Origin of the sequence: Paraplanobispora takensis (assembly GCF_016863195.1) — a bacterium.
GTDB classification, from domain to species: Bacteria; Actinomycetota; Actinomycetes; order Streptosporangiales; family Streptosporangiaceae; genus Planobispora; species Planobispora takensis.
Map to the genome: position 1 here is coordinate 41,655 of NZ_BOOK01000031.1, position 24,829 is coordinate 66,483.

General features: G+C 71.3%; 25 protein-coding genes and 1 pseudogene. 15 read left to right on the forward strand and 11 right to left on the reverse strand.

Annotated elements, in window-relative coordinates; genetic code table 11:
* Positions 1-147: 147 nt before the first annotated feature.
* The 4 genes and pseudogenes from Pta02_RS20895 to dnaK all read right to left on the reverse strand — a co-directional run.
* Positions 148-400 (reverse strand): annotated as a pseudogene (locus Pta02_RS20895) (heat shock protein transcriptional repressor HspR); the annotation flags it as partial.
* A gap of 2 nt (positions 401-402) precedes the next feature.
* On the reverse strand, positions 403-1,608 hold the full coding sequence (dnaJ, locus tag Pta02_RS20900) for a molecular chaperone DnaJ (protein ID WP_203876576.1): 1,206 nt from the start codon (positions 1,606-1,608) through the stop codon (positions 403-405).
* Between the two features lie 28 nt (positions 1,609-1,636).
* On the reverse strand, positions 1,637-2,239 hold the full coding sequence (grpE, locus tag Pta02_RS20905; protein WP_203876577.1) for a nucleotide exchange factor GrpE: 603 nt from the start codon (positions 2,237-2,239) through the stop codon (positions 1,637-1,639).
* Between the two features lie 28 nt (positions 2,240-2,267).
* The gene (gene dnaK, locus Pta02_RS20910) at positions 2,268-4,139 is read right to left on the reverse strand and encodes a molecular chaperone DnaK (protein WP_203876578.1); all 1,872 of its coding nucleotides are present in this window, start codon (positions 4,137-4,139) and stop codon (positions 2,268-2,270) included.
* A gap of 410 nt (positions 4,140-4,549) precedes the next feature.
* Between dnaK and Pta02_RS20915 the strand changes: the two genes are divergently transcribed.
* On the forward strand, positions 4,550-5,296 hold the full coding sequence (locus tag Pta02_RS20915) for a hypothetical protein (RefSeq protein WP_203876579.1): 747 nt from the start codon (positions 4,550-4,552) through the stop codon (positions 5,294-5,296).
* 223 nt (positions 5,297-5,519) lie between these two features.
* Here Pta02_RS20915 and Pta02_RS20920 read toward each other — a convergent pair whose 3' ends face one another.
* Positions 5,520-6,008 carry a hypothetical protein gene (locus tag Pta02_RS20920; RefSeq protein WP_203876580.1) on the reverse strand — a complete coding sequence of 163 codons (489 nt, stop codon included), beginning with the start codon at positions 6,006-6,008 and terminating at the stop codon, positions 5,520-5,522.
* A gap of 77 nt (positions 6,009-6,085) precedes the next feature.
* On the opposite strand from Pta02_RS20920, the gene Pta02_RS20925 reads away from it, so the two are divergent.
* The 6 genes from Pta02_RS20925 to Pta02_RS20950 all read left to right on the forward strand — a co-directional run bounded on the left by Pta02_RS20925 (position 6,086) and on the right by Pta02_RS20950 (position 11,875).
* A complete protein-coding gene (locus Pta02_RS20925; RefSeq protein WP_203876581.1) occupies positions 6,086-6,817 on the forward strand; it encodes an ABC transporter ATP-binding protein in 732 nt (243 codons plus the stop codon).
* A complete protein-coding gene (locus Pta02_RS20930) occupies positions 6,814-7,548 on the forward strand; it encodes an ABC transporter permease (RefSeq protein ID WP_203876582.1) in 735 nt (244 codons plus the stop codon). Before Pta02_RS20925 ends, Pta02_RS20930 begins: the two co-directional genes overlap by 4 nt.
* A 40-nt stretch (positions 7,549-7,588) precedes the next feature.
* Positions 7,589-8,383 carry a pyrroline-5-carboxylate reductase gene (gene proC, locus Pta02_RS20935; RefSeq protein WP_203876583.1) on the forward strand — a complete coding sequence of 265 codons (795 nt, stop codon included), beginning with the start codon at positions 7,589-7,591 and terminating at the stop codon, positions 8,381-8,383.
* 149 nt (positions 8,384-8,532) lie between these two features.
* On the forward strand, positions 8,533-9,903 hold the full coding sequence (locus Pta02_RS20940; protein ID WP_203876584.1) for an efflux RND transporter periplasmic adaptor subunit: 1,371 nt from the start codon (positions 8,533-8,535) through the stop codon (positions 9,901-9,903).
* On the forward strand, positions 9,900-10,694 hold the full coding sequence (locus tag Pta02_RS20945; protein ID WP_203876585.1) for an ABC transporter ATP-binding protein: 795 nt from the start codon (positions 9,900-9,902) through the stop codon (positions 10,692-10,694). The genes Pta02_RS20940 and Pta02_RS20945 overlap by 4 nt, the downstream gene beginning before the upstream one ends.
* Positions 10,691-11,875 (forward strand): ABC transporter permease, encoded by a 1,185-nt coding sequence (locus Pta02_RS20950; protein ID WP_203876586.1) that lies wholly within the window; start codon positions 10,691-10,693, stop codon positions 11,873-11,875. Before Pta02_RS20945 ends, Pta02_RS20950 begins: the two co-directional genes overlap by 4 nt.
* 94 nt (positions 11,876-11,969) lie before the next feature.
* Here the strand turns inward: Pta02_RS20950 and Pta02_RS20955 are convergent, their stop codons facing one another.
* Together Pta02_RS20955 and Pta02_RS20960 are read right to left on the reverse strand one after the other, a co-directional pair.
* A complete protein-coding gene (locus Pta02_RS20955) occupies positions 11,970-12,671 on the reverse strand; it encodes a response regulator (protein ID WP_275423597.1) in 702 nt (233 codons plus the stop codon).
* Complete coding sequence (locus Pta02_RS20960) at positions 12,668-13,888, reverse strand: sensor histidine kinase (protein WP_203876587.1); 1,221 nt, start codon at positions 13,886-13,888, stop codon at positions 12,668-12,670. The genes Pta02_RS20955 and Pta02_RS20960 overlap by 4 nt, the downstream gene beginning before the upstream one ends.
* A gap of 160 nt (positions 13,889-14,048) precedes the next feature.
* Here Pta02_RS20960 and Pta02_RS20965 point away from each other — a divergent pair, with 160 nt between their 5' ends.
* The 7 genes from Pta02_RS20965 (at position 14,049) to Pta02_RS20995 (ending at position 20,125) form a co-directional block, all read left to right on the forward strand.
* Positions 14,049-15,212 (forward strand): acetoin utilization protein AcuC, encoded by a 1,164-nt coding sequence (locus Pta02_RS20965; protein ID WP_203876588.1) that lies wholly within the window; start codon positions 14,049-14,051, stop codon positions 15,210-15,212.
* Complete coding sequence (locus Pta02_RS20970; protein WP_203876589.1) at positions 15,209-16,000, forward strand: phosphatase; 792 nt, start codon at positions 15,209-15,211, stop codon at positions 15,998-16,000. Before Pta02_RS20965 ends, Pta02_RS20970 begins: the two co-directional genes overlap by 4 nt.
* 322 nt (positions 16,001-16,322) lie before the next feature.
* Positions 16,323-16,526: a helix-turn-helix domain-containing protein gene (locus Pta02_RS20975; protein ID WP_012887307.1), complete on the forward strand. Its 204-nt coding sequence runs from the start codon at positions 16,323-16,325 to the stop codon at positions 16,524-16,526.
* Between the two features lie 208 nt (positions 16,527-16,734).
* On the forward strand, positions 16,735-16,833 hold the full coding sequence (locus Pta02_RS20980) for a 30S ribosomal protein bS22 (RefSeq protein WP_018654693.1): 99 nt from the start codon (positions 16,735-16,737) through the stop codon (positions 16,831-16,833).
* Positions 16,834-16,856: 23 nt separating this feature from the next.
* The gene (locus Pta02_RS20985; RefSeq protein ID WP_203876590.1) at positions 16,857-17,882 is read left to right on the forward strand and encodes an NAD-dependent epimerase/dehydratase family protein; all 1,026 of its coding nucleotides are present in this window, start codon (positions 16,857-16,859) and stop codon (positions 17,880-17,882) included.
* Positions 17,879-18,829 (forward strand): lysophospholipid acyltransferase family protein, encoded by a 951-nt coding sequence (locus Pta02_RS20990; protein WP_203876591.1) that lies wholly within the window; start codon positions 17,879-17,881, stop codon positions 18,827-18,829. Before Pta02_RS20985 ends, Pta02_RS20990 begins: the two co-directional genes overlap by 4 nt.
* A 258-nt stretch (positions 18,830-19,087) precedes the next feature.
* Positions 19,088-20,125 carry an alpha/beta fold hydrolase gene (locus tag Pta02_RS20995; protein ID WP_203876592.1) on the forward strand — a complete coding sequence of 346 codons (1,038 nt, stop codon included), beginning with the start codon at positions 19,088-19,090 and terminating at the stop codon, positions 20,123-20,125.
* A gap of 17 nt (positions 20,126-20,142) precedes the next feature.
* On the opposite strand, the gene Pta02_RS21000 is transcribed toward Pta02_RS20995, so the two are convergent.
* The 3 genes from Pta02_RS21000 to Pta02_RS21010 form a co-directional block, all read right to left on the reverse strand.
* Positions 20,143-21,009, reverse strand: a complete 867-nt coding sequence (locus tag Pta02_RS21000) for an HAD family hydrolase (RefSeq protein ID WP_203876593.1) — start codon at positions 21,007-21,009, stop codon at positions 20,143-20,145.
* 98 nt (positions 21,010-21,107) lie between these two features.
* The gene (locus Pta02_RS21005; RefSeq protein WP_203876594.1) at positions 21,108-21,773 is read right to left on the reverse strand and encodes a DUF5667 domain-containing protein; all 666 of its coding nucleotides are present in this window, start codon (positions 21,771-21,773) and stop codon (positions 21,108-21,110) included.
* 138 nt (positions 21,774-21,911) lie between these two features.
* On the reverse strand, positions 21,912-22,556 hold the full coding sequence (locus tag Pta02_RS21010) for a sigma-70 family RNA polymerase sigma factor (RefSeq protein WP_203876595.1): 645 nt from the start codon (positions 22,554-22,556) through the stop codon (positions 21,912-21,914).
* A 205-nt stretch (positions 22,557-22,761) separates the two neighbouring features.
* Here Pta02_RS21010 and Pta02_RS21015 point away from each other — a divergent pair, with 205 nt between their 5' ends.
* Positions 22,762-24,468, forward strand: coding sequence for an antibiotic biosynthesis monooxygenase (locus tag Pta02_RS21015; RefSeq protein WP_203876596.1), 1,707 nt, complete (start codon positions 22,762-22,764; stop codon positions 24,466-24,468).
* Here the strand turns inward: Pta02_RS21015 and Pta02_RS21020 are convergent.
* A complete protein-coding gene (locus Pta02_RS21020; protein WP_203876597.1) occupies positions 24,458-24,706 on the reverse strand; it encodes a glutaredoxin family protein in 249 nt (82 codons plus the stop codon). The two genes, Pta02_RS21015 and Pta02_RS21020, sit on opposite strands and share 11 nt — an antisense overlap.
* Positions 24,707-24,829: the final 123 nt, after the last annotated feature.

Consider the following 24,829-nt stretch of genomic DNA (forward strand, 5'->3'; position numbering starts at 1 on the left):
GCTCGGCCCCGCCCCCTCGCAGAACGCGTGACCCCCGGATTCGTGGCGGGAGTCAGGCGGGTGGCAGCTGGTACTGGATCAGAGCGCGGATCGTGGCCATCTCGGCGCGCAGCCGGTGGTTCTCATCGCGCAGGCGCAGGGCCTCGGTCTCCAGCGCGAGGATGCGCTTGATGCCGGCGAGGTTGATGCCCTCCTCCTGGGAGAGCCGCTGGACCTCGCGGAGCATCACGATGTCGCGTGTGGAGTAGAGCCGCCCGCGGCCGGCCGTACGGCCCGGGCTGACCAGGCCGAGACGGTCGTACTGCCGCAGGGTCTGCGGGTGCAGGCCCGACAGCTGGGCGGCGACGGAGATCACATAGACGGGAGTGTCGTCCGACAGATCGAAGTAGTTGGCGTCCATGGCTACTCGCTTCTGGCCTGTTGGATCAGCTCGGCCCGCGGGTCACCACCCGCGGTGGCGTCGCGGAAGTCCTCCAGGGCGCCGCGTGCCTTGTCGTCGAGCCGCTGGGGCACCAGGACCTCGACCGTGGCGAGCAGGTCGCCCTTGGTGCCGTCCTTGCGCGGCACGCCGCGGCCCCGCACCCGGAAGGTGCGCCCGTTGGGGGTGCCCTCGGGGATGCGCAGCGTGACCGGCATGCCCTTGAGGATCGGCACCTTGATCTCGGCGCCGAGCGCGGCCTCGGTGAAGGTGACGGGAACGGTGATCGTCAGGTTCTCGCCGGAGCGGCCGAAGACCGCGTGCGGCTTGACGTGGATCTGCACGTACAGGTCGCCCGCGGGGCCGCCGTTCTCGCCCGGGGCGCCCTTGCCCTTGAGCCGGATGCGCTGGCCGTCGCCGACCCCGGCCGGGATGCGCGCCTGGATGGTGCGGGTGCTCTTGCCGCGGCCGCTGCCCTCGCACACCGGGCAGGGGTCGTCCACCAGCAGACCGCGGCCCTTGCAGTCGCGGCAGGGCTCGGAGAAGGCGAAGTTGCCCAGGTTCCGGCTGGCCGCGCCGGTGCCCTCGCAGGTCGGGCAGACCCGCGGGGTGGTGCCGGCCTTGGCCCCGGTCCCGGCGCACCCCGTACAGGCCGAGGAACTGGTGAGCCGGAGCGAGACCGTGGCCCCCTCCACCGCCTCGGTGAAGGAGAGCGTGACCTCGGACTCGATGTCCTGGCCGCGCCGTGCCCTGGTGGTCCCGCCGGCGCGGCCCGCAGCGCCCCCGCCGCGGTTGAACAGACCGCCGAAGATGTCGCCGAAGCGGTCTCCGGCGCTCTGCTGACCGCCGGCGCCGCCCGGGCCGCCGGTACCGCCGAACAGGTCGCCCAGGTCGAAGGGGAAGCCACCCGGACGGGTGGCGCCCCCCGCGCCCGGGTAGCCGCCGAGTCCGGATCCGAACAGCGTGCGCGCCTCGTCGTACTCCTTGCGGCGCTTGGCGTCGGACAGGACGTCGTAGGCCTCGGTGACCTCTTTGAACTTGGCCTCGGTCTCCGTGTTGCCCTGGTTGGCGTCCGGGTGGTACTGCCTGGCCAGCTTCCGGTACGCCTTTTTGATCTCGTCGGCGGTGGCGGACTTGGGCACACCAAGGACGGCGTAGTAGTCCTTCTCCAGGTAGTCCTTGGTGCTCATCTGTCTTCCTTCTCCAGGTAGAAGCGGATCAGTTGTCGGCCGGGGCGGGGTCTTCGGGCTCGGCGACCGCGACCCGCGCGGGGCGCAGCACCCGCTCGCCGATCCGGTAACCGGGCTGCAGGATCTCCACGCAGGTCGGCTCGGTGACGTCGGACGAGTAGCTGTGCATCAGCGCCTCGTGGACCATCGGGTCGAACGGCTCGCCCTTGGTGCCGAACGAGCTCAGGCCCAGCTTGCCGGTGGCGGCCTCCAGCGACTCGCCCACCTTGGCGAAGCCGCCGGTGAGCTCTCCGTGGTCGCGGGCCCGGCCGATGTCGTCGAGGACCGGCAGCAGCTCGGCCAGAACGCCGGCCACCGCCTGCTCCTTGACCGCGGCCCGGTCGCGATCGACCCGCTTGCGGTAGTTGGAGTACTCCGCCTGCAGGCGCTGCAGGTCCGCCGTGCGCTCGGCGAGCTGGGTGGCCAGCTCGACCGAGGCGAGGTCGGACCCGGCGGCGGACGGGCCGGCGGGGGCCGATTCGGCCTGGTCCGTGCCACCGTCCGCCCCGCGCACCTCGCCGGTCTCCGGGTCGATCTTGCGGTTGTCGCGGATCACCGGCTCCTCCCCGGAGCCGTTCTCGCGCGTGCTCACGCTCGTGTCCCCCTCGACTCTCCGGCCGTCACTTGCCCTCTTCGCGCTTCGGCTCGTCGTCCACGATCTCAGCCTCGACCACATCCTCGTCGGCCTTCTGGCCCTCGCCGGCGGTCTCGGCGCCGGGAGCGCCGGTCGGAGCCTCGGACCCCTGGGCCTGGGCGTAGATCGCCGAGCCCATCTTCTGGCTGACCGTGGCGAGCTTCTCCGCGGCGGTGCGGATCGCCGCCGTGTCGGTGCCCTCCAGGGTCTTCTTCAGGTCCGCGACGGCGTCGTTGACCTCGGTCTTGATGTCGTCCGGGATCTTGTCGGCGTTGTCGGCCACGAACTTCTCGGTCTGGTAGACGAGCGAGTCGGCGTTGTTGCGCGTCTCGGCGTCCTCGCGGCGCTGCTTGTCCTCTTCGGCGTAGGACTCGGCCTCGCGCATCATGCGCTCGATGTCGTCCTTCGGCAGCGCCGAGCCGCCGGTGATCGTCATCGTCTGCTCCTTGCCGGTGCCGAGGTCCTTGGCGGAGACGTTGACGATGCCGTTGGCGTCGATGTCGAAGGTGACCTCGATCTGCGGGATGCCGCGCGGAGCCGGGGCGATGCCGGTCAGCTCGAAGGTGGCCAGCTTCTTGTTGTAGGCCGCGATCTCGCGCTCGCCCTGGTAGACCTGGATCTGCACCGACGGCTGGTTGTCCTCGGCCGTGGTGAAGACCTCCGACCGCTTGGTCGGGATCGTGGTGTTGCGCTCGATGATCTTGGTGAAGATGCCGCCCTTGGTCTCGATGCCCAGCGACAGCGGGGTCACGTCGAGCAGCAGGACGTCCTTGACCTCGCCCTTGAGCACGCCGGCCTGCAGGGCGGCGCCGATGGCGACGACCTCGTCCGGGTTCACGCCCTTGTTGGGCTCCTTGCCGCCGGTCAGCTCCTTGACGAGCTCGGTGACGGCGGGCATGCGGGTCGAGCCGCCGACGAGCACCACGTGCGCGATGTCGGCGACCTTGATGCCGGCGTCCTTGATGACCTGGTTGAACGGGCCCTTGCAGCGCTCGAGCAGGTCGGCGGTGAGCCGCTGGAACTCGGCGCGGGTGAGCTTCTCGTCCAGGTGCAGCGGGCCCTCGGCGGAGGCCGTGATGTAGGGCAGGTTGATGGTGGTCTCGGACTGGCTGGACAGCTCGATCTTGGCCTTCTCCGCCGCCTCGCGCAGGCGCTGCAGGGCCATCTTGTCCTTGGTCAGGTCGACACCGTGGGCGTTCTTGAACCGGGTGGCGAGCTCGTCGACGACGCGCTGGTCCCAGTCGTCGCCACCGAGGTGGTTGTCGCCGCTGGTGGCCTTGACCTCGACGAAGCCGTGGCCGTCCTCCTGGCCGACGTCGAGCAGGGACACGTCGAAGGTGCCGCCGCCGAGGTCGAAGACCAGGATGGTCTGGTCCTGGTCCTTGTCGAGACCGTAGGCGAGCGCGGCCGCCGTCGGCTCGTTGATGATGCGCAGGACGTTGAGGCCCGCGATCGTGCCGGCCTCCTTGGTGGCCTGGCGCTGGGCGTCGTTGAAGTAAGCCGGGACGGTGATCACCGCGTCGGTGATCTTCTCGCCGAGGTAGGCCTCCGCGTCCTGCTTGAGCTTCTGCAGGACGAAGGCGCTGATCTGCTGCGGCGAGAACTTCTTGCCGTCGATCTCGGTGGACCAGTTGGTGCCCATCTCGCGCTTGACCGAGCGAATCGTCCGGTCGACGTTGGTGACGGCCTGCCGCTTGGCGACCTCACCGACGAGGACCTCGCCGTTCTTCGCGAAGGCGACCACGGACGGCGTGGTCCGAGACCCCTGCGCGTTGGCGATGACGGTCGGCTCGCCGCCCTCGAGGATCGAGACGACGGAGTTGGTCGTCCCCAGGTCGATACCTACCGCACGTGCCATGAGTACGTCCTTGTGGTCAAAGTTGAGTCGGTCTGACTCATAGTCGGACAAGGTGGATCGTTTGTCAAACGACTTGAGTCTATTGGACTCAACCTTTCGGACGCGTGAAAGCATTCCCGGCGTCCGGGAAACAAGTGGCGATGTCTCCCTTCCACCACCGTCTCCCCTCCCTCCAACGAAGGAACACGCATGATCGCTCCCACTGATCCCGGGCCGCCGCCCGGGATCGGCGGATGGTCGCCGCGCGAGAGCTCCGACCGGGTCTTCGACGCGCACTTCACCGAGATCCACCGGTACGTCGCCCGGCGCCTGGACGCCTGGGCGCCTGGAGGCGGGAGCGCACCACCGTCAACCGGAACTTCGTCGGCGCACTCCCTTCCCGCTACTGGATCGCCTCCACCGACAAGGACGTGACCTGGACGCCGCGGGACCCGGCGGCCTTGGTGGTCCATGAGACCGAGAAGCTGGGGACCCGGCCGCAAACCCCGCGGGACGAGGAGATCTGGCGCGGGCAGGGGGCGCCGCGACGGTGGAGCCCGAAGGATTACTGCGGGGGCTGCGACGCCGTCACCCTCACGTGGAAGGCGGAGCCGCGCGAGTACCGGACCTCGACGCTGGAATCGCAGAACGGGTTCGGCGACCGTACCGTGTCGCACTTCACCCTCGCCGAGCTGGAGGCCCTGCCGGCCGATCCGGAGCGGTTGCGGGAGGCGATGCGGGGCTACTGGGAGGTGTGGGTCAAGCGCGGTTTCGTGCAGACCTTCGAGGAGTTCCAGCGCCGGGCCATCCTCAACATGTTCTCCATGCCGGTACGGCCCGGCACCCGCGCGGCGCTGCTGCGCCTGTACGCCGAGCTGCCGCAGGCCGCCTCCGCCCGGGAGGTCACCGACCCGCTGGGGCGCCGGGTCGTGGCCGTGACCCCCGGCGACGAGGCCGATCTCATGCTCGGCGACCATGAAACGCCGGTCAGGACGAGCGTGTTCCTCGACCCCGCGACCGGCCTCGGCCGGGGAGGCGTGACCGTCGCCGTCAAGGACGACGACGGGGTCCGGGCGGGCACCGTGCTCATCCACATCGCCGAGGACACGGGCTGGACGGACGAGGAACCGCGGCTGCCGGCCGGATGCCGCCAGAAGACGGGCGCCACCTGCCGCTGACCGGTACGGCTCCGCCGGATCGCGGGGCCGTACCGGATCGCCGGGGTCGTGTCCGGACACGCCGATACGGCCCGCCGGTCGGGGCCGGATCGGGCCGTGAGGCGTCGCCGGACGTCCGGAGCGGCCCGGTGGCGTCGCCGTACGTCCGGCGGCGTCCGGTGCTCAGGGGCGTCCGGCGTGCGGGACGGCCGTGTCCGGGGCGCCTGGCGGCCGCCCCGGCGGGTCAGCGCCTGGCGCCGTCGACGACCTTGCGCTTGCCGAGGGGCTTCTTCAGTTTGACGGTCGTCACCTTCTGGATGGCGATCTCGATGCAGGCCACGTTCTGGACCTTGCTGCTCTCGCCCTCCCAGAGGGTGACGGTCACCCGCTTGCTCGTCTCCTTCACGCTCACGCGGTCGAGCACGTGGCACGGCTCGACCCCGGACCACCAGGTGATCCGCAGACTCCGGCGGTCCTTGGACGGCTTGGCCTTCAGCCAGCGGACCTTGTGGGGGTTGTCGGCGTCGCCGGTGGGCTTGGTCGGCTTCGGGTCCTGAGTCGGCTCGTCCCGGGGGGGCACGGTGTGGCTCACCGCCTGCGACGGGCCGGTGTCCGTCGCGACGGAGCCGGAGCCGCCGCTCGGGCCGCCGGCGGAGCCGGTGGTGGGCCCGGTGCCGCATCCCATGGCCAGGAGCAGGGTTCCCGCCAGGAGCGGGGTCGTGATCCTACGCATACCCCTAAGACGGATCCTCCCCCCGGGCGGTTCAAAGGGTCGTTGACGGCGATCTGGCGGAGAGCTAAATTCAACATATGATGAGTTGTGCGGTGGCCGTACGGGACCTCCGGGTGGAGCGCGGTCGCAGACAGGTGCTGCACGGTGTCTCGTTCGAGGTCCCGCGCGGGTCGGTCCTGGGACTGATCGGTCCCAGCGGCTGCGGGAAGACGACGCTGATGCGCGCGGTCGTCGGGGTGCAGACGGTCGCGGGCGGGACGGTCACGGTCCTCGGCGAGCCGGCGGGCGGTCCCGGGCTGCGGACCAAGGTCGGCTACTCCACCCAGAGCCCCGCCGTCTACGACGACCTGACCGTGACGGAGAACCTGGCCTACTTCGCCGCCGTCCTCGGCGCGCCGAAGACCGACGTCGCCAGGGTCGTCGCCGAGGTGGGGCTGGAAGACGCCGCCGGGCAGACGGCCAGGACGCTCTCCGGCGGCCAGAAGAGCCGGGCCAGCCTCGCGGTGGCCCTGCTCGGCGCCCCCGAACTGCTCGTGCTCGACGAGCCCACCGTCGGGCTCGACCCGGTGCTCCGCAACGAGCTGTGGGGGCTGTTCCACCGCCTGGCCGCCGGCCGGGGCGTGACGCTCATGGTCTCCAGTCACGTCATGGACGAGGCCTCGCGGTGCGACCGCCTCCTGCTGATGCGCGAGGGCGAGATCCTCGCCGACGACTCGCCCGGCACCCTGCGCGACCGCACCGGCGCGGCGGACCTGGAGGCGGCCTTCCTGCGTCTCATCGCCGACCGGGAGGCGGTGAGCGACCGATGAGCAGCGCCCAGATCACCCTCGCCACGGCGAAGCGCATCCTGACCCAGCTCAGGCACGACCACCGCACGGTCGCGCTGATGGTCCTGGTGCCGACGCTGGTGATGATCCTGCTGTACTACGTGATCGGCGATCAGGGGTCGTTCGACGCCTGGACTCCGGTCCTGCTGTGCGTCTTCCCCTTCCTGGTCATGTTCCTGGTCACCTCGATCGCCACGTTGCGCGAGCGGACGACCGGGACCCTGGAACGGCTCATGGCCTCGCCGCTGGGCAAGCTGGACCTGCTGCTGGGGTACGGCCTGGCGTTCGGCCTGATGGCGGTGGTCCAGGTCGCGCTGGTGCTGTCGGTCTCCCTGACCTGGCTGGGCTTCGGCCTCGGCGCGCCGCTGTGGCCCCTGGTCGTGGTGGCGCTCTGCAACGCGCTGCTGGGCACCGCTCTCGGCCTGCTGTGCAGCGCCTTCGCCAGGACCGAGTTCCAGGCGGTGCAGTTCATGCCGGTCGTGATGATCCCGCAGTTGCTGCTCGGCGGCATCCTGGTGCCGCGCGACCAGATGGCCCCGGTGCTGGAGTGGATCTCGAACGTGCTCCCGATGTCCTACGCGATCGAGGCGATGAAGCTGGCGGCGGCGGCCGGGGCGGAGGGCGACTTCTGGCGGGACGTGGCCGTGGTGGCGGGCTCGGCCGTGCTGGCCCTGGTGCTCGGCGCCGCGACCCTGCGCAGGCGGACCCCTTAGGCTGGTCGCGTCCTGCATCCCCTAGGCAAGGTGTGTCGACATGATCGCGATTCTCGGGACCGGCAAGATGGGAGAGGCCCTGCTGTCCGGACTGCTCCGGGCGGGCTTCAAGCCGGGAGACGTGATCGCGACAGCCCGGCGCGCGGAGCGGGCAGAGGCGCTGCGGGAGCGGTACGGCGTGCGCGTGCTGTCCAACCCCGAGGCCGCCAAGAGCGCCGAGACGATCATCCTCGCGGTCAAGCCGCAGGACATGGCCTCGCTGCTGGCCGAGATCGCCCCCCACGTCCCGCAGGACCGCCTGGTGATCTCGGCGGCGGCGGGCATCACGACCGCGTTCGTGGAGTCCCACCTGTCCGGTGAAACCGCGGTGGTCCGGGTGATGTCCAACACGCCGGTCCTGGTGGACGAGGCGATGAGCGTGATCTCGGCGGGCTCCCACGCCTCCGAGGAGCACCTGAAGCGCACCGAGGACCTGCTGCGCCCGGTGGGCAAGGTGCTGCGCATCCCCGAGTCCCAGCAGGACGCGGCCACCGCCCTGTCCGGCAGCGGCCCCGCCTACTTCTTCTATCTCGTCGAGGCCATGGTGGACGCGGGCATCCTGCTCGGCATGCCCCGGGCCGCCGCCCTCGACATGGTCACCCAGTCGATCGTCGGGGCGGCCATCATGCTGCGCGACTCCGGCGAGCACCCGGTCATCCTCCGCGAGGCCGTCACCTCGCCCGGCGGCACCACCATCTCCGCGATCGCCGAACTGGAGCGCCACAGCGTGCGGGCCGCCTTCCTGGCCGCGATCGAGGCCGCCCGCAACCGGGGCCGCGAGCTGGCCGCCGGCTGAGGACCTTCCCGGCTCTCTCCCGCGGTGTCCGGCCTGCCCGCCGTACGGCCCGGCCGTCGCAGGGGGGGGTGCGAACGGCCGATTCCCGGCGGGGCAATCACCGTCCTCCTACGATGAGGCGTGTGACCATCCGCCGCGGAATCCCCCCGTTGGTCCTTCTCCTCCTGCTCGTGGCCTGTACGGCGGAGGAACCCTCCCCGGTACGGCTCGACACGGTGCGCCGCGCCCCGGTCACCGAGGTCGTCGAGGCCCCCGCCACGGTCGCCGCCCGCGCGACGGCCGCCCTCCGCTCGCCGGCCCAGGGCACGATCGGGAAACTGTACGTCCGGGACGGTCAGAAGGTCGACAAGGGTGAGATCCTCGCCAGGATCAGCTCGCCGCAGGCCGAGGAGCAGCTCGAACAGGCGCGCGCGGCGGAGCGGGCGGCGTCACGGAGCGGGTCCCCGCCCCGGCTGGGCGGCGGCACTCCCGGCTTCCGGCTCGCCTCGGGGCTGACCGTGAGGACCGATCCGCGGGTACGGCGCGGCTTCGCCAAGGCCCGCGCGGCGGCCCGCGAGGTCGACGATCCCAAGGTCCGCAAGCATCTGCTCGCCACCCTGGACGCCGTCGAGGCCCAGCACCGCGCCCATCAGGAGGCGCTGGCCAGGGCCGCCCGCGGGCTCACCGAGTCGCTCAACCGCGCCCTCAGCTCGGCGCTCGGCCAGGTCACCAGCCAGATGAGCGCCGGGCTCGGCGGTCTGAGCACCTCCATGGCCTCGCTGCAGGCGGCCTCCCTGTCCCAGGCGAAGGCCGCGGTGACGGTCGCCGAGACGACCGTGGACGGGTTGACGATCAAGGCCCCGTTCGGCGGGATCGTCACCCTCGGCCGGACCTCCGGCGGCGGCGCACCCGACCTGAGCGCCCTGCTCCCTCAGGGGGCGGCCGGCGCCGCGCAGCTGCCCGCCTCCGCCTCCGGCTCCTCCGGATCGGGGACCCCGGTCGCCGTCGGCGTGCCCGTCGCGGCCGGGGACACGGTCGTCACCGTCACCGACGTCTCGGAGCTGACCCTCTCCGCCGACGTGGACGAGACCGACGTGCTGCTGGTCGAACCGGGGATCGAGGCGGAGGCGGAGTTCGACGCCGTGCCCGCGGGCCTGTACGCGGCCGAGGTCACCGGGGTCGGGGTCACTCCCACCGAGACCACGACCGGCGGGACCAGCTATCCGGTCCGGCTCTCCCTCGGGGCCGGGACCTTCGACGACGGAAGCAAGGCGCCCATCCCCAAACCGGGCATGAGCGCGGTCGTGCGCCTGATCGTCCGGGAGTCCCCCGACGCGCTCGCCGTACCCGCCTCGGCGGTCGTCACCAGCGGCCGCGACAGCGTCGTCTGGACGGTCCGCGACGGCGCGGCCGAACGCCGGGTGGTCAAACTCGGCGCCCAGGGCGAGTCCATGGTCGAGATCCTGTCCGGCCTCTCCCTCGGCGAGCGGATCGTGGTCCGGGGCGCCGACACCGTCCGCCAGGGCCGGCCCCTCCCATGACCCCCGACCTCCCGCCTTCCCCCGGGGCCGGGGCCGCAGACGGTCCGGCGAGCGGGGCCGCGGCGTTCGAGGCGGCCGGGCTGACCCGGTCCTACCAGCTCGAAGGCGTGTCGGTGGACGCGCTGCGCGGGGTGGACCTGCGGATCGACCCGGGGGAGTTCGTGGCGGTCGTGGGGCCGTCGGGGTCGGGGAAGTCCACGCTGATGCACCTGCTCGGCTGCCTGGACCGGCCGACCTCGGGGACCCTGCGGGTCAACGGCGTGGACGTCTCCACGCTCTCCGACACCCGCCTGGCCGAGCTGCGCAACCGGGCCATCGGGTTCGTCTTCCAGTCCTTCCACCTGCTGGCCAGGACCCCGGCCCTGGAGAACGTGGCGCTGCCGCTGGTCTACCGGGGGGTCCCGCGGGCCGAGCGGCGTGAGCGCGCCCGTGAGGCGCTGGAGTCCGTGGGACTCGGGCACCGGCTCGACCACCGTCCCTCGCAGATGTCCGGCGGCGAGCAGCAGCGGGTGGCCATCGCGCGGGCCCTGGTCGGGGATCCCCGGGTCGTGCTGGCCGACGAGCCGACCGGGAACCTCGACACCCGCAACGGCGCGGAGGTGATGGCCATCCTCGACCGGCTCAACGCCGAGCGCGGCGTCGCGGTCGTCCTGGTCACCCACGAGTCCGAGGTGGCCGCCCGGGCCCACCGCCAGATCCACGTCCGCGACGGACTGATCGAGCACGACTCCGGTACGGCGGGCGGCCCCCCGGAGCGCGGCGGCCGTACCGGACCGTCGGAGGCGGAGTGAGGGCGGCCGAGGCGTTCCGCATCGCGCTGGAGGCCCTGCGGGTCAACCGGCTGCGCAGCACCCTCACCATGCTCGGAGTGATCATCGGGGTGTCGGCCGTGGTCGTCCTCGTCGCGGTCGGGACCGGCGCCAAGAACGCCGTGGAGAGCGAGATCGCCGGGCTCGGGAGCAACATCATCCTGGTCGTCCCCGGCCGCCTCGGGGTCGGCGCGCTGCCCACCCAGAGCCGCCTCGACCTCGCCGACGTGGCCTACGTGCGCAGGGTGGTCGGCGACCCCTCCAAGGTCACCGTCTCGGCGCCCTCGGGGGAGACGGTCCGGGTCGGCAGGACCGAGGCGTTCGTCACGGTCACCGGCACCGACGAGAACCTGCCGAACATCTTCGACCGGCCGCTGCGCCGCGGGCGGTACCTGAGCGAGACCGACGTGGACACCCGCCGCAGGGTGGCCGTCCTCGGCTCGGAGGTGGCCACCACGCTGTTCGGGGACGTCGACCCGATCGGCAGGCAGGCCACGATCTCGGGGGTCAGGTTCCGCGTCGTCGGGGTCTACGAGACGGTCGGCGCGACCTTCGGCGTGAACCGCGACCAGGAGATCCACATTCCGGTCACCACGGCCCAGCGGCTGCTCGGCGTCACGCGGATCAACGGCATCGCGGTCGGCGCGTCGGGACCCGACGAGATCGAGCCGCTGCAGCGGCGGGTGGTGGACGCGCTCGTCGAGCGGTATCCGGGGGAGCGCTTCTCCGCCGTCACCCAGACCCAGCTCCTGGGCACGATCGGCACCGTGCTCGGCATGCTCACCGGGGTGCTCGCCGCCATCGCGGGCATCTCGCTGCTCGTCGGCGGGGTCGGGGTCTCCAACATCATGCTGGTCAGCGTCCGCGAGCGGACCAGGGAGATCGGCCTGCGCAAGGCGCTGGGCGCCCGGCAGCGCGACGTGCTGGCGCAGTTCCTGATCGAGGCCGTGCTGCTGACCACGATCGGCGGAGTGATCGGCATCCTGCTCGGCGTCGGCGGCGCCCTGCTCATCGCGGGACTCTCCCCGGTCCCGGCCGCCGTCACGTGGTGGTCGGTCGCCCTGGCCTTCGGCGTCTCGGTGGCGGTGGGCGTGTTCTTCGGAGTGGCCCCCGCCCGCCGGGCGGGCCGGCTCGACCCGGTCATCGCCCTGCGCGCCGAGTGACCCGGAGACGGGCGTCCCCGGGTCACCCGGTCCCCGCTTGCCCGGGCTCAGGCGTCCCGGCGCCGGAGCAGCACGGCGGCCGCGGCGAGAAGCCTCACGACCCGGGGTGGACCAGGCCGGTCTCGTAGGCGACGATCACCGCCTGGGCGCGGTCGCGGGCGCCGATCTTGGCGAACAGGCTCGTGACGTGGTTCTTCACCGTGGAGGGGGAGACGCCGAGCCGCTCGGCGATCTCGCCGTTGGCGTGCCCGCGGGCGATGAGCGCCAGCACCTCGCGTTCCCGCCCGGTGAGGCAGGACAGCTCACCGGTCACGGGCGCCGGGCGGGGCCGGGAGGCGCGCACGAACGTGCCGATCAGCCGGGTCAGCAGCCGGGGCGCCACGGCTGACTCGCCCTTGTGCACGATCCTGACGCCCTCCACGAGTTCCTCGGGCGAGATGTCCTTGGGCAGGAAGCCCGAGGCCCCGGCACGGAGCATCGCCACCACGTACTCGTCCAGGTCGAACGTGCTCAGTCCCAGCACCCGCACCCCGGCGGGACCGTCCGTGATCTCCCGGGCGGCGGCGACGCCGTCCACGCCGGGCATGTGCACGTCCATCAGCACCACGTCGGGCCGCAGCTCGCGGCTGAGCCGTACGGCCTGCGCCCCCTCCGCGGCCTCGCCGACGACGGACATGTCGGGCTGGGCGTCGAGGATCATGCGGAATCCGGTGCGCACCACGGCGTGGTCGTCGACCAGCAGGATCCTGATCGCAGGTGCCTCTCCGGCGGCCACGTGCCCTCCCTCGGTGATCACTGACCCTCCTTCGGCGGCGCCGCGTCCGGGACCGCCGGGACGGGGATCCGGGCGTGCACCCGGAATCCTCCCTCCGGCCGCGGGCCCGTCTGCAACCGGCCCCCGCACAGCGCGACCCGCTCGGCCATGCCGCCCAGCCCGAAGCCGGTCCCGGCCTGCGCCGTGCCGCCCCGGTGGCGGGGGCCGTCGTCGAGGACCTCCACCTCGACGGCGCCGGGCAGGTAGGCGAGACGGACGCCGACGCGGGCGCCGTCCGCGTGCTTGCGCGTGTTGGTCAGGGCCTCCTGGACGATCCGGTAGACGGCGTGGTCCACGGCGGCGGGCAGCGGGAGGGCGTCCCCCGTCACCTCCAGCCCGACCGGCGGCCCCGCGCCGTCCGCCCGCGCCACCAGCTCCGGCAGCGCCGCCGCCCCGACCCCCGCGTGGTTCTCCGGCTCGTCCCGGTCCTCCGCGCGGAGCACGTGCAGGAGCTGGCGCATCTCCGCCATCGCCTCGCGGGCCGTGCGCTCGGCGGTGACGAGGGCCTCCCGGGCGCGTTCGGGGTCGGTCGTCATGGTGGTACGGCCGGCGCCGACCATCACGTTGATCACACTGATGTGGTGGGCCACGACGTCGTGCAGCTCACGGGCGATGCGGCGGCGCTCGGCGCGGACGGCGGCCTCGGCCGCCTGCTGCCGCCTGCGTCCCTGCAACTCGCTCCTGAGCCGGAGGAACTGGCCCACGCCGGTGATCAACAGGGGGAGCAGGGCCGGGACGGAGGCGCCGCGCAGCGACTCCGCGATCTCCACCCGGTGGACGGCGGCGTAGATGAACGGGGAGACCGCGTAGATGAACGAGGTCGCCCCGGCGATGATCCATACCGGTCTGCCTGTCGCGTGGCGGCCCAGGCTGTAGAGGCCGATCACGCTGGACAGGGTCGCGGCGGCATCCAGGCCGGGCAGGCCGGCCAGTACGTTGAAGGCCAGGGTGACGAGGGCGACGGCGACCGGGTGGCGCCGCCTCAGGACCAGCGAGGCGGCGCCGGCGACGGAGAACACGACGGCGAGGACCTCGCCCGGCCGGCCCGCGGGGGGCGGCGCCATGGCCGCCGCCACCTCGACCGCGCCCACCAGGAGGGCGAGCACGCCGTCGAGCGCCATGGGGCGCCCGAGGATCCGCCAGGCTCTGCGCCGAACTCTGCGGACGCCCGGGAAGCGCATGGCTCGAAAGTATGGCATGTCGGGTATGTCATGAAGTGCCGCAAAAGCGCGGGATATGCCATGGACACGGGATTCGCGTCACGGAGGCGATCAAGGGACGCCGCCGTGGACGGGGGAACGACGGGGCGGTGGCCGTACTGTAACGTCGCCGGAAAGGAGCGAGCCGAGGAGAGCACGGATGAGCCGGTCGGTGCGGGTTGTCTGGGACGACGAACTCACCTCCTACGACTTCGGACCGGGCCATCCGCTCGCGCCCGTGCGGGTCGAGCTCACCATGGCGCTCGCCAGGGAGCTCGGGGTGCTCGACGAGGTCGAGGTGGTGGGCTGCGTCCCCGCCACCGACGACGAGCTGGCGCTGGTGCACAAGCGCGACTACGTCGAGGCGGTCAAGCGCGTCTCCGCCACCGGGCGGCCCGACCGCTTCGCCGGCCTCGGCACCGAGGACAACCCGGCCTTCACCGGGGTGCACGAGGCCTCGGCGCTCATCGCCGGCGCCACGCTGGCCGCCGCCCGCACGGTGTGGACGGGCGAGGCCGAGCACGCGGCGAACGTGGCCGGCGGGCTCCACCACGCCATGGCGGCCACCGCGAGCGGCTTCTGCGTCTACAACGACCCGGCGGTGGCCATCGCGTGGATGCTGTCCCAGGGAGCCGAGAGGATCGCCTACGTGGACGTGGACGTGCACCACGGCGACGGGGTCCAGGCGCTGTTCTACGACGACCCCCGGGTGCTGACCGTCAGCCTCCACGAGAGTCCCAGGACCCTCTTCCCGGGCACGGGCTTCCCCAGCGAGACCGGGGCGGAGGGCACCGCGGCCAACGTCGCCCTGCCCGCCGGCTGCGGCGACGGCGGCTGGCTGAGGGCCTTCCACGCGGTGGTGCCGCCGCTGCTGCGGGAGTTCGCCCCGCAGGTCCTGGTCACCCAGCACGGCTGCGACAGCCACGCGCTGGACCCGCTGGCCCACCTGATGCTCAGCCTGGACGGCCAGCGCACCGCCTACGCCGCGCTGCACGAGCTGGCCCACGAGACCGCGGGCGGGCGGTGGATCGCGACCGGCGGCGGCGGGTACGAGCTGGTCCAGGTGGTGCCCCGGGCGTGGACCCACCTGCTGGCCGAGGTCTCCGGGCACCCGCTGGACCCGGCCACCGCCACCCCGCAGGCGTGGCGGCAGCTGGTCAGGGAGCGGACCGGCCAGACGCCGCCGCTGTCGATGACCGACGGCAGGAACCCGGAATTTCAGGACTTCGCCGATGGTTATGATCCAGCGGACCCCATCGACCGGGCCATCCTGGCGACCAGGAAGGCCGTGTTCCCCTTCCACGGACTGGACCCACTGCCGTGACGCCGTCGCCATCCCACGAAGACCTCAGACGACATCTGATCCGTACGCGGATCGCCGGTGACGTGGCGACCGGCAGAGAGAACAACCTGGACCACTACCGGTCGCTGGCCAACCGGGATCCCCACCACATGTTCGGCCTGAGCATGGGCGAGGGCTGGTCCTACCGGGACGTGCTGGAGCTGATGGCCAAGTCCGCCGGCGTCGTGGCCGACCCGGCGCACCGCGGGGGACAGGACACGATCGACCCGGATCGCACGATCGAGGCGACAGAGGCGATGGGCGACGTGATCGCCGAGGTGCTCCGGAGCGGGAGCCCGAGGATCCTGCTGGCCACCGGGCACCCCACCGGCCTGCTCACCGTCCACCTGGCGCTGGCCAGGCTGCTGCGGGAGCGGGGGGCGAGGCTGATGAGCCCGGCCGAGGGCTGGTCCTACTGGGGATCGGGGTTCGGCCGCAGGCGCAAGATCCGCTATCTGGACGACGTGGCCATGCTGGACGACAAGGGGGCCTTCGTCCACACCCACGACCCGGCCCCGATGGAGGCCATGATCGCCGAGATGGGCGGCGACCGGCCCGATCTGGTGATCGCCGACCACGGGTGGGCGGGGGCCGCGGGCGAGGCGGGGATCCTCACCGTCGGGTTCGCCGACAGTAACGACCCGGCTCTCTTCGTCGGGGAGGCGGAGGGGAAGATCGCTGTCACCGTGCCCCTCGATGACAACGTCTTGCCCAGGCATTACCTCCCCCTCACCCAGCACCTGGTCGAGAGGGTCCTGAGCGGCCTCTGAGACGGGGGTGGCGCCGATATGGGCGTCCCTATAGAGGGGTTTCGCGCCTGCATTCAAGGAGCCCCGACTACTGTTTGCCAACTTTTTGGCGATTAGAAGCGACTCTAATGGGAGACGGCTGGTCCGTTCCAAGATCAAGGCGAGGGGTAGGCTCAGGCTGCTGGCCAGCAAGTTTTCACGTTTTGCTGACATGGGACTGCGAAGACTGAGAAACTAGGGGGTTTGCGCGCTCGGAGTCCCGCCTTACGCTGACGACAGTAGACGTGCGTGAGCGATGGCACCAGTGGGGATAACCCGGAAACACGTGCGGAAGAGGCGTCCGATGGGTGCAGGCGAAAGACCTCTCAGCGAGGTGAAGTTCCTGACGGTGGCCGAAGTGGCCACGGTCATGAGGGTGTCCAAGATGACGGTGTACCGGCTCGTGCACTCGGGCGAGTTGCCGGCCATCAGGGTCGGCCGGTCCTTCAGAGTGCCGGAGCAGGCGGTTCACGACTATCTCCGGGATGCCTACATCGAGGCGGGTTGAAGCGATCCCTGAGTTCGGGCTCTCCGGTCAGGACCGGCGTGCGGCGGGCTCGCGCTTCACAGGAGTAGCGGCGTGAACACCACGCCGTGAGTTGGGATGCCCGGGGTCCCCCGGGGGCGATCCACAGTGGATCGCCGGTAGTCTGTTGAACCGGTGTGCGTTCGCGCTACCGGTTCGGCAATCCGCTACCAGCTAACCTGGGGGTCCCGTGGGCTCTGTGATCAAGAAGCGCCGTAAGCGCATGGCGAAGAAGAAGCACCGCAAGCTTCTCAAGAAGACCCGTATCCAGCGGCGTAACAAGAAGTAGCAACGCGGATCTGCGAGGCGTCGATGACCCATACCGTGCTTGTCACCGGGGTCTCGCGCCACATCGGCGCCCGAGTGGCGAGCGTTCTCGCGGCTGACCCGGACATCGACCGGGTCATCGGAGTCGACACGGTGCCGCCGCCCTCGCTATCACGTGATGGCGGCGTACCTCTCGGTCGAGTGGAGTTCGTCCGTGTCGATCTGCGCAGTCCCGACATCGCCCAGGTGATCGCGGCCGCCGACATCGACACCGTGGTCCACATGAGCCTGGTCAGCGCTCCCCCCCGGAGCGGCGGCCGCGCGCTCATGAAGGAGCACAACGTCATCGGCACCATGCAACTGCTCGGTGCCTGTCAGCGGTCCGCGACGGTCCGCCGTGTCGTCGTGCGTTCCACCAGCGCGGTCTACGGCTCCTCGCCGCGTGACCCGGCCGTCTTCGTCGAGGACGCCGAGCCCGGCGAGCCCCCGAGCCACGGCTACGCCAAGGACGCCGCGGAGGTGGAGGGCTACGTCCGCGGGTTCGCCCGCAGACGCCGCGACGTGAGCGTCTCGACGCTCAGGTTCGCCAACTTCATGGGACCGGGCGTCGACTCGCCGTTGACGCGTTACTTCTCCCAGCCGGTGCTCCCCACCGTGCTCGGCTTCGATCCCCGGCTGCAGTTCGTCCACGAGGACGACGCGGTCGAGGTGCTGCGCCGGATGGCGATGGAGGACCACCCCGGCACGTTCAACGTGGCCGGGGACGGCGTGCTGCTGCTGTCGCAGTGCATACGGCGGGCGGGCCTCACCTCGCTGCCGATCCCCTCGCCCGCCTTCCGCTTCCTGGGCGACTTCGCCCGGAGCGTGGGCGTGGTCGACTTCTCGCCCGAGCAGCTGCGCCTGATGTGCCACGGGCGCGCGGTCGACACCGGCCGTCTGGTGGCCGCTCTGGGATGGAAGCCCAAGTTCTCCACCGGCGCGGCATTCGAGGACTTCCTGCGCTCCCGGGGCATGCACGGCGGGCTCTCCGGCGCCGTGCTGGACGTTCTGTCCCATATGGTGACCAGATGAGCGAGACGGCAGGAGAGCGCGAGTCGCACGACGCCCAGGTGATCCCGATCTCCCGGGCCGGTTCCGCCTACGAGCCGGCCTTCGACTTCGACCTCGGCCCCGAGGACGACCGCCGGCTGGCCGAGTTCTTCGCCTTCCTGCGGCGTCGCCTGACCGGGGAGTACGAGGTCGACGAGTTCGGCTTCGACGCCGAGCTCACCGACAAGGTGCTCCTGGAGCTCATCCGCCCGCTCTACCGCCACTGGTTCCGCGTCGAGACCGTCGGCATCAAGAACGTGCCCGGCGACACCGGGGCCCTCGTCGTCGCCAACCACTCGGGCACCGTCCCGGTGGACGCGCTCATGCTCCAGGTCGCCCTGCACGACGACCACCCCGACCGCCGTGCCCTGCGTCTGCTCGGCGCCGACCTGGTCTACCAGCTCCCGCTGCTCGGCCACCTGTCGCGCAAGACCGGCCACACCCTGGCCTGCCGGGCCGACGCCGACCGGCTCATGCGCAAGGGCGAACTCGTCGGGGTCTTCCCCGAGGGGTTCAAGGGCGTCGGCAAGCCGTTCTCCGAGCGCTACAAGCTGCAGAGGTTCGGCCGCGGGGGTTTCGTCGCCTCGGCGATCCGGGCCGGGGCGCCCATCGTCCCGTGCGCGATCGTGGGGGCGGAGGAGATCTACCCCAAGATCGGTGACCTGCGCTTCCTCGCCCGGGCGCTGGGCCTGCCGTACCTGCCGGTCACCCCGCTGTTCCCCTGGCTCGGGCCGCTCGGGCTGATCCCGCTGCCGTCCAAGTGGCTGATCGGCTTCGGCGAGCCCATCCGGACCGACGAGTACGACCCGTCCGACGCCGACGATCCGATGCTGGTCTTCAACCTCACCGACCAGGTCCGCGAGGTCATCCAGCAGCTGCTGAACGAGCTGCGCCTGCAGCGGGGCCACGCCTTCCCGCCGTTCTTCTGAGCACGCCGTTCTTCTGAGTCACCGTTCTTCCGAGCACGCCGTTCTTCTGGGCGCGCAGGTCTTCTGAGTCGCCGACCTTTCGAGCCGCCCTTCCCGGGATCCGCTTTTCCTCCGCGCCCGCCGTCTTCTCGGTCACGGCGGGATCTGTCCGCGTCGCCGTACCGGGGGACGATTTTTTATTAGCTTCGGAGTCTAACAACGGGTGCTTTCGACCGATATGGTGTACTCGGCAGGGACTTCTGAGCACAGGGAGTGATCATGGGCGTACGCCGTACCGCGACGGGGGCGGCCATCGCCGGACTGGCACTGGGGGCGGCGCTGGGAGCCGCGACCCGGCGGCGCGGGAAGCGCGACTCCGAGGTACGGCTCGGCGGGCACCGGGGGCGGCCGGTCACCGTCGTCACCGACGACGGCGTCCAGCTGGCGGTGGACGTCGAGGAGGCCGAGGCGCCCGAGTTCGCCGTGGTGTTCGCGCACGGCTGGGTGATGAACCGCCACTGCTGGCACTTCCAGCGGGAGGCGTTCAAGGGCGGGGCCACCCTGGTCTTCTACGACCAGCGGGGGCACGGCGGCTCGTCGGCGGGGGTCTTCGACGCGTGCACGATCGACCGGCTGGGCGACGACCTGGCCGCGGTGATCGACCAGGCCGTGCCGGAGGGACTGCCGGTGGTGCTGGTCGGGCACTCCATGGGCGGAATGACGATCATGGCCTTCGCCGGGCGGCACCCCGGGAAGCTGGCCGCGAGGGTGGCGGGCGTGGCCCTGCTGAGCACCTCGTCGGGGCAGCTGGGGGAGAGCACGTTCGGGCTCCCGGGTCCCGTCGGACGGCTCGCGCCCGTCGTCACCTCGGCGATGTTCGAGCGCATGCGCGCCCGCGCCGCGCTCATCGACCGCAACGTCGCGCTCAAGACGCGCACCAACCTGCCGGTGACCCGCTATGTCGCCTTCGGCCCCGGCGCCCGCCGCGAGCACGTGCGGTTCGTCAACGCCATGGCCGCGGCCACGCCGACCGAGGTCATGGTCGGCTTCTACAACGACTTCCGCCTCCACGACAAGCTCAAGGCGCTGGCGGCGTTCGAGCCGGTGGAGACCCTGATCATGGTCGGCTCACGCGACCGCCTGACGCCGAAGGTCCACAGCCACCGCATCGCCGAGGCCCTGCCGGGCGCGCGCCTGCACGTCATCCCGGGCGCCGGTCACATGATCGGCCTGGAACGCCCCGAGATCGTGAACGAGGCCCTGTCCGAGCTGTTCCACCGCGCCTCCCGCCGTACGGCGGCGCCGGAATCCGCCTGACCGCTCCTCCGGGGTGGTCAGGTCGAGCGGTAGTGGCGGCGCAGGGCGATGGCGGCGGCGACGCCGCCGGCCACGGCTCCGGCTCCGGCGGCGATGGGGACGCCGATCATCGTGGCCTTGCGGCCGGTGCGGAAGTCGCGGATCTCCCACTTGTTCTCCCTGGCGTGCTCGCGCAGCTCGGAGTCGGGGTTGATCGCGGTGGGGTGGCCGACCAGGGACAGCAGCGGCAGGTCGTTGGCCGAGTCGCTGTAGGCCGAGCACCGGGTCAGGTCCAGGCCCTCCCGACGGGCCAGGGCCCGTACGGCCTCCGCCTTGGCCGGGCCGTGCAGCAGGTCGCCGACGAGACGGCCGGTGTAGACGCCGTCCACGGTCTCGGAGACGGTGCCCAGGGCGCCGGTGAGGCCGAGGCGCTGGGCGATCACGCGGGCGAGCTCGACCGGGGTGGCGGTGACCAGCCAGACGCGCTGACCGGCGTCCAGGTGGCCCTGGGCCAGCGCCCGGGTGCCCGCCCAGATGCGGTCGGCCATGGCCTCGTCGTAGATCTCCTCGCCGAGACGAACGATGTCCTCCACCTTGCTGCCCGCGACGAACGCCAGGGCGGTCTCCCTCGCCTCGGCGATGTGCTCGGGGTTCTCGTCGCCCCGGACCCGGAAGATCACCTGACCGACGGCGAACTTGACCAGGTCCTTGGTGGTGAACAGGCCACGGGAGGCGAGCCCGCGGGCGAAGTGGTAGATGGAGGCGCCGCGCATCATGGTGTTGTCGACGTCGAAGAAGGCGGCGGCGGTGGGGTCGGGATCGGCCATCGGCATGGCGACGGCCGCCGCGGCTGCCACCTCTCCGGCTGCCTGTGCCTCGCTTCGCCTTCGCATCAGCCGCTTCATAACATCTCAGCTTAACCGGCACAGGTGGCGGAAATCGGTATACATCACGTTAGTGGAGTGTGACGTTTAGCAAACCCCATCACCCAAGGATCCTTCCGTCACCCGGGTGGCGCCAGCCCCTCGATGTAGTTGAGGTAACCGTTGGCCCGGCGCTGGTCCTCCTCGTCCATCCTGGGGAGCATGCCCTCGATCTGGTTGCGCTGCTTCTGGACGAACCGCTTGAGGGTCCCGGCGGACTTCGAGTCGCGGCGCCGTACCCGGGTCAGAGACGTCACCGCGGACCTGGTGGTCTCCTCCATCGCCTTCAGGGTCTCGCCGACCAGGTTGCCGCCGGCCCGGCCGGAGGAGCCGAGCAGTTCCTCGACCTCGTCGGCCCGGGTGGAGGCGGACCGCAGCTCCCGGGTGGCCCGCTCGGTGTCGTCGGTGCTCAGCCGCAGGAGGGTGCTCTCGGCGGCCCGCTTGAGCGGATAGAGCGTGTCCCCGGGCACCGACTCGTAGGTGGCCAGGCCCGTGGCCAGCATGGAGACGGCCATCGTCAGGCTCAGTAGCCGGGGGAACAGCATGGACCGCGCGCGGTGGCGCGCCCGGGGCCTGCGGACGGTGACGGGCGGGGCGTCCCCGTCCGGGCCGTTCATGAGGCGCTCGCGCAGATCCTGGCGGAACTGCGGCCGGGGGGCTGCGGGCATGTGGACGCCGAGTCGCGACACGCGGTGCTGCGCACGCGCCCGCGACCTGCGCGAGATTCCGGGCAGCCACTTACCCATGAACGCTCCCTGCTGCCCCCGGAGGATGATCCATCGGTGCTATCTGCCTAACGACAGGCCGCCATGCGAGGTTACGCGACACCCCGATCCGCCACCCTGGCTTCGCCGTCGCGTCGCGCAGGGTCACCGGCGGCACGGTCAGCCCAGGTCGGAGGGGAGTGCACGGGCCAGCGCCCGGATCGCCCGGAACTGCAGGGCCTTGATGGCGCCGCTCTTCTTGCCCATGATGAGCGCGGTCTCGGCCAGGGACATCCCGTGCAGGAAGCGCAGGACCACGCACTCCTGCTGCTCGGGCCGGAGCGCGCGCACGGCGCTGAGCACCCGGTGGTTCACCATCGCGGTGACGACCGCGTTCTCGGGGATGTGCGGGCCGTCCAGCGGGACCTCGAACACCTCGGCGGTCGACACCTCCAGCCGGTAGCGCCCGGACTTGAAGTGATCGGTGACGAGGTTCCTGGCGATGGTCACGAGCCAGGCCCCGAAGTCACGTCCTTGCCAAGTGAAGTCGGCTATTCGGCGAAGCGCCCGGAGGAAGGTCTCGCTCGTGAGATCCTCGGCGAGGGGATGGGAGCCGACCCGGAGATAGATGTAACGGTAGACCAGGTCGAGATACCGGTCGTAGAGCGTGCCGAACGCCTCCGTGTCCCCCGTCTTGGCGCGGAGGACGAGCTTGCGCAGTTCATCCGAGACGTCTTCGTGGACGAGGATCTCTTTACTGCGGACGGTGTGGGTCACTCCGGTGGCGGAAGGGAGCGGCCCGGCGAACGGCCACGTGTCTGGCATCCGGTATCCCTGGGGAGGAAGGGTGCGGCGTGCCCGCCCACTCTAGAAATCATCAGGAAATTCCACAATCCACTTGGCGCTGTCGTGACTGCCGGTAGTCGGCGTATACGGTGTGGGGCCGGATGTCTCCGGGACCGTTCCGCGGAGCCGTCCCACCGGTTCGGCTACCGGTCGGAGGGCAAAGTCCGGCAGCATTGGAGACACCATGGAAGTCCTCGTCGCTGTTATCGCGTCCGCCGGAGCTCTGCTCGCCGCCATCGCCACGGTCGCTCTGGTCAACAGGCTCCGCAGCGAGCCCAAAGGCTGGCTGGTCGCCTGGAGCGTCACAACGGCGGCGCTGGGCGTGTCACTGGGCGTAGTCGCCGCAGGTCATCTCCTCGGATTCGGGACGACCACATTCCGGCTTTATCAGCTGGCCGGTTCGTTCCTGGCTCCGTTGTGGCTGGCGGTCGGGGTGATCCAGCTGCTGGCGCGCAAGCCCACGGCCAAGCTGGCCTCGTGGCTGCTGGGCGGTGGCCTCACCGTCATCGCCCTGGTGATCATCATGGTCGACCCGATCCTGCAGGCGGAGGACTTCACCAAGAGCCTTCCGGACGACGGCCTGAAGATAGGGCTCCCGCCCGCCTCCACGCACTGGGGCCTTCCGCCGACCACCCTCCTGCTGGTCGCCCACCTGATCGTCGCGCTGATCCTGGTGGCCGGCATCGGGCTCGCCTTCATGCGCTGGCGCGACGGTGACGACTACGACACCGACAACATGCACGCCCTCCTGGTCGTCGGCCCCACGGGTCTCGCCCTGGCCGTGGCCTTCACCTTCGGCGTCCCGGGGATGTTCACCGCGCTGCTGCTGACGGCCACCGCCGCCGCGGTCTGGTACGCCGTGCTGCGCCCCCTGGCGCCGTACGAGGACGACGAGGACGACGAGGACTTCGACGACGACTACGACGACTACGAGGAGCGCCGCCCGAGCCGTCCGGTGCCCGACCCGCCGCGGGACGTGCAGGTCGCCGGCCGCCGCGTCACGCCGGGACCGTCCGCGGCCGCGCTGCCCGAGCAGTCGTCGCGCCGCTCGGGCCTGGGCGATCTCGTGGCCGAATACCGCGCCGGCGAGCAGAACGTCGACTACGGGGCCCGCATGCAGCGGGGCGGCCCCGCCCTCGACGACCCGTTCGGCGGCCCCGCCTCCGACGACCCGTTCGGCGGCCCCGCCACCGGCACCTTCATGGCCGGCGAGTACGGCATGCCGCCGGCCGCCCGTCCCGCCGGCGACGACGACCGCGACCGCAACTTCCCGAGGACCGGGCAGTTCGGGATGCCGCCCGCCGGCAACGACCCGGGCGCCCCGGCGACCGGGCAGTTCGGCATGCCGCCCCTGGGCTACGACTCCGGCGGCCCGGCGACCGGCGAGTACAGCATCCCCCTCAACGAGTACGGCGAGCCCGACCCCTCCCGCGGCCGCCCCGGCCGTCCCCCCGAGGCTCTGCCGGACACCAGCCTGCGCCCCATGCCCGCCGACCAGGCGTTCGGCGGCGCCGCCCCGGCCGGGCGGACCGGCGGCGCGAACGGCTCCAGCCGCCCGTCACCGAGCATCTTCGGCCTGCTGACGGTGTTCACCCTGGTCGACGGGACCGGCGAGATGTTCGACCGGCTGGCCGAGGAGACGGTCGAGGCCGTGCGCACGAACGAGCCGGACACGCTGATCTACACCTGCCACTCGGTGAAGTCCGCCCCGCTCCAGCGCATCATCTACGCGATCTACCGCGACCAGGTCGCCTACGCCGAGCACCAGCGCCGGCCCCACGTGGAGCGGTTCGTCGCCCAGCGGCAGAACATGGTGCTCGCCACGAACGTCATCGAGCTCAACGTGAACGCGGCGAAGGTGCTGCCGTTGCCGACGGCGTTCATGATCTGAGCGCGGCGCGCAGGCGGTTCTCGTCGACGCGCCAGAAGTCGTGCTGGACGCCGTCGACGAGGGTGACCGGGATCATCTCCCAGTACTTCGCGTAGTCCTCCTCGGAGGCGGTGATGTCGCGTTCCTCCCAGGGGACGCCCAGCTCCGTGGCGACCCGCTCGATCACGGCCCGCGCGTCGTCGCACAGATGGCAGCCGGGCTTGCCGAGCAGTGTTATGCGGTGGTCCTGCGGTGACATGCCCGCAACGCTAGCCGTTCGCGCACACGGGGAGGTGCGGTGAAGACCCACTTTGTGCATCGGTTCACAAAGGGACTAACCTGGATGACAGTGACCTCACCTCGCCATCCGTCGCGTCCGGGC

Coding starts and splice junctions, on each gene's coding strand:
- Pta02_RS20990 (WP_203876591.1), top strand. CDS start 17,879: ATGAGCGAGACGGCAGGAGAGCGCGAGTCGCACGACGCCCAGGTGATC.
- Pta02_RS21015 (WP_203876596.1), top strand. CDS start 22,762: ATGGAAGTCCTCGTCGCTGTTATCGCGTCCGCCGGAGCTCTGCTCGCC.
- Pta02_RS20960 (WP_203876587.1), bottom strand. CDS start 13,888: ATGCCATACTTTCGAGCCATGCGCTTCCCGGGCGTCCGCAGAGTTCGG.
- Pta02_RS20995 (WP_203876592.1), top strand. CDS start 19,088: ATGGGCGTACGCCGTACCGCGACGGGGGCGGCCATCGCCGGACTGGCA.
- Pta02_RS20945 (WP_203876585.1), top strand. CDS start 9,900: ATGACCCCCGACCTCCCGCCTTCCCCCGGGGCCGGGGCCGCAGACGGT.
- Pta02_RS21010 (WP_203876595.1), bottom strand. CDS start 22,556: ATGCCAGACACGTGGCCGTTCGCCGGGCCGCTCCCTTCCGCCACCGGA.
- Pta02_RS20920 (WP_203876580.1), bottom strand. CDS start 6,008: ATGCGTAGGATCACGACCCCGCTCCTGGCGGGAACCCTGCTCCTGGCC.
- Pta02_RS21020 (WP_203876597.1), bottom strand. CDS start 24,706: ATGTCACCGCAGGACCACCGCATAACACTGCTCGGCAAGCCCGGCTGC.
- Pta02_RS20975 (WP_012887307.1), top strand. CDS start 16,323: ATGGGTGCAGGCGAAAGACCTCTCAGCGAGGTGAAGTTCCTGACGGTG.
- Pta02_RS21005 (WP_203876594.1), bottom strand. CDS start 21,773: ATGGGTAAGTGGCTGCCCGGAATCTCGCGCAGGTCGCGGGCGCGTGCG.
- dnaJ (WP_203876576.1), bottom strand. CDS start 1,608: ATGAGCACCAAGGACTACCTGGAGAAGGACTACTACGCCGTCCTTGGT.
- Pta02_RS20985 (WP_203876590.1), top strand. CDS start 16,857: ATGACCCATACCGTGCTTGTCACCGGGGTCTCGCGCCACATCGGCGCC.
- Pta02_RS21000 (WP_203876593.1), bottom strand. CDS start 21,009: ATGAAGCGGCTGATGCGAAGGCGAAGCGAGGCACAGGCAGCCGGAGAG.
- Pta02_RS20925 (WP_203876581.1), top strand. CDS start 6,086: ATGATGAGTTGTGCGGTGGCCGTACGGGACCTCCGGGTGGAGCGCGGT.
- dnaK (WP_203876578.1), bottom strand. CDS start 4,139: ATGGCACGTGCGGTAGGTATCGACCTGGGGACGACCAACTCCGTCGTC.
- Pta02_RS20930 (WP_203876582.1), top strand. CDS start 6,814: ATGAGCAGCGCCCAGATCACCCTCGCCACGGCGAAGCGCATCCTGACC.
- proC (WP_203876583.1), top strand. CDS start 7,589: ATGATCGCGATTCTCGGGACCGGCAAGATGGGAGAGGCCCTGCTGTCC.
- Pta02_RS20965 (WP_203876588.1), top strand. CDS start 14,049: ATGAGCCGGTCGGTGCGGGTTGTCTGGGACGACGAACTCACCTCCTAC.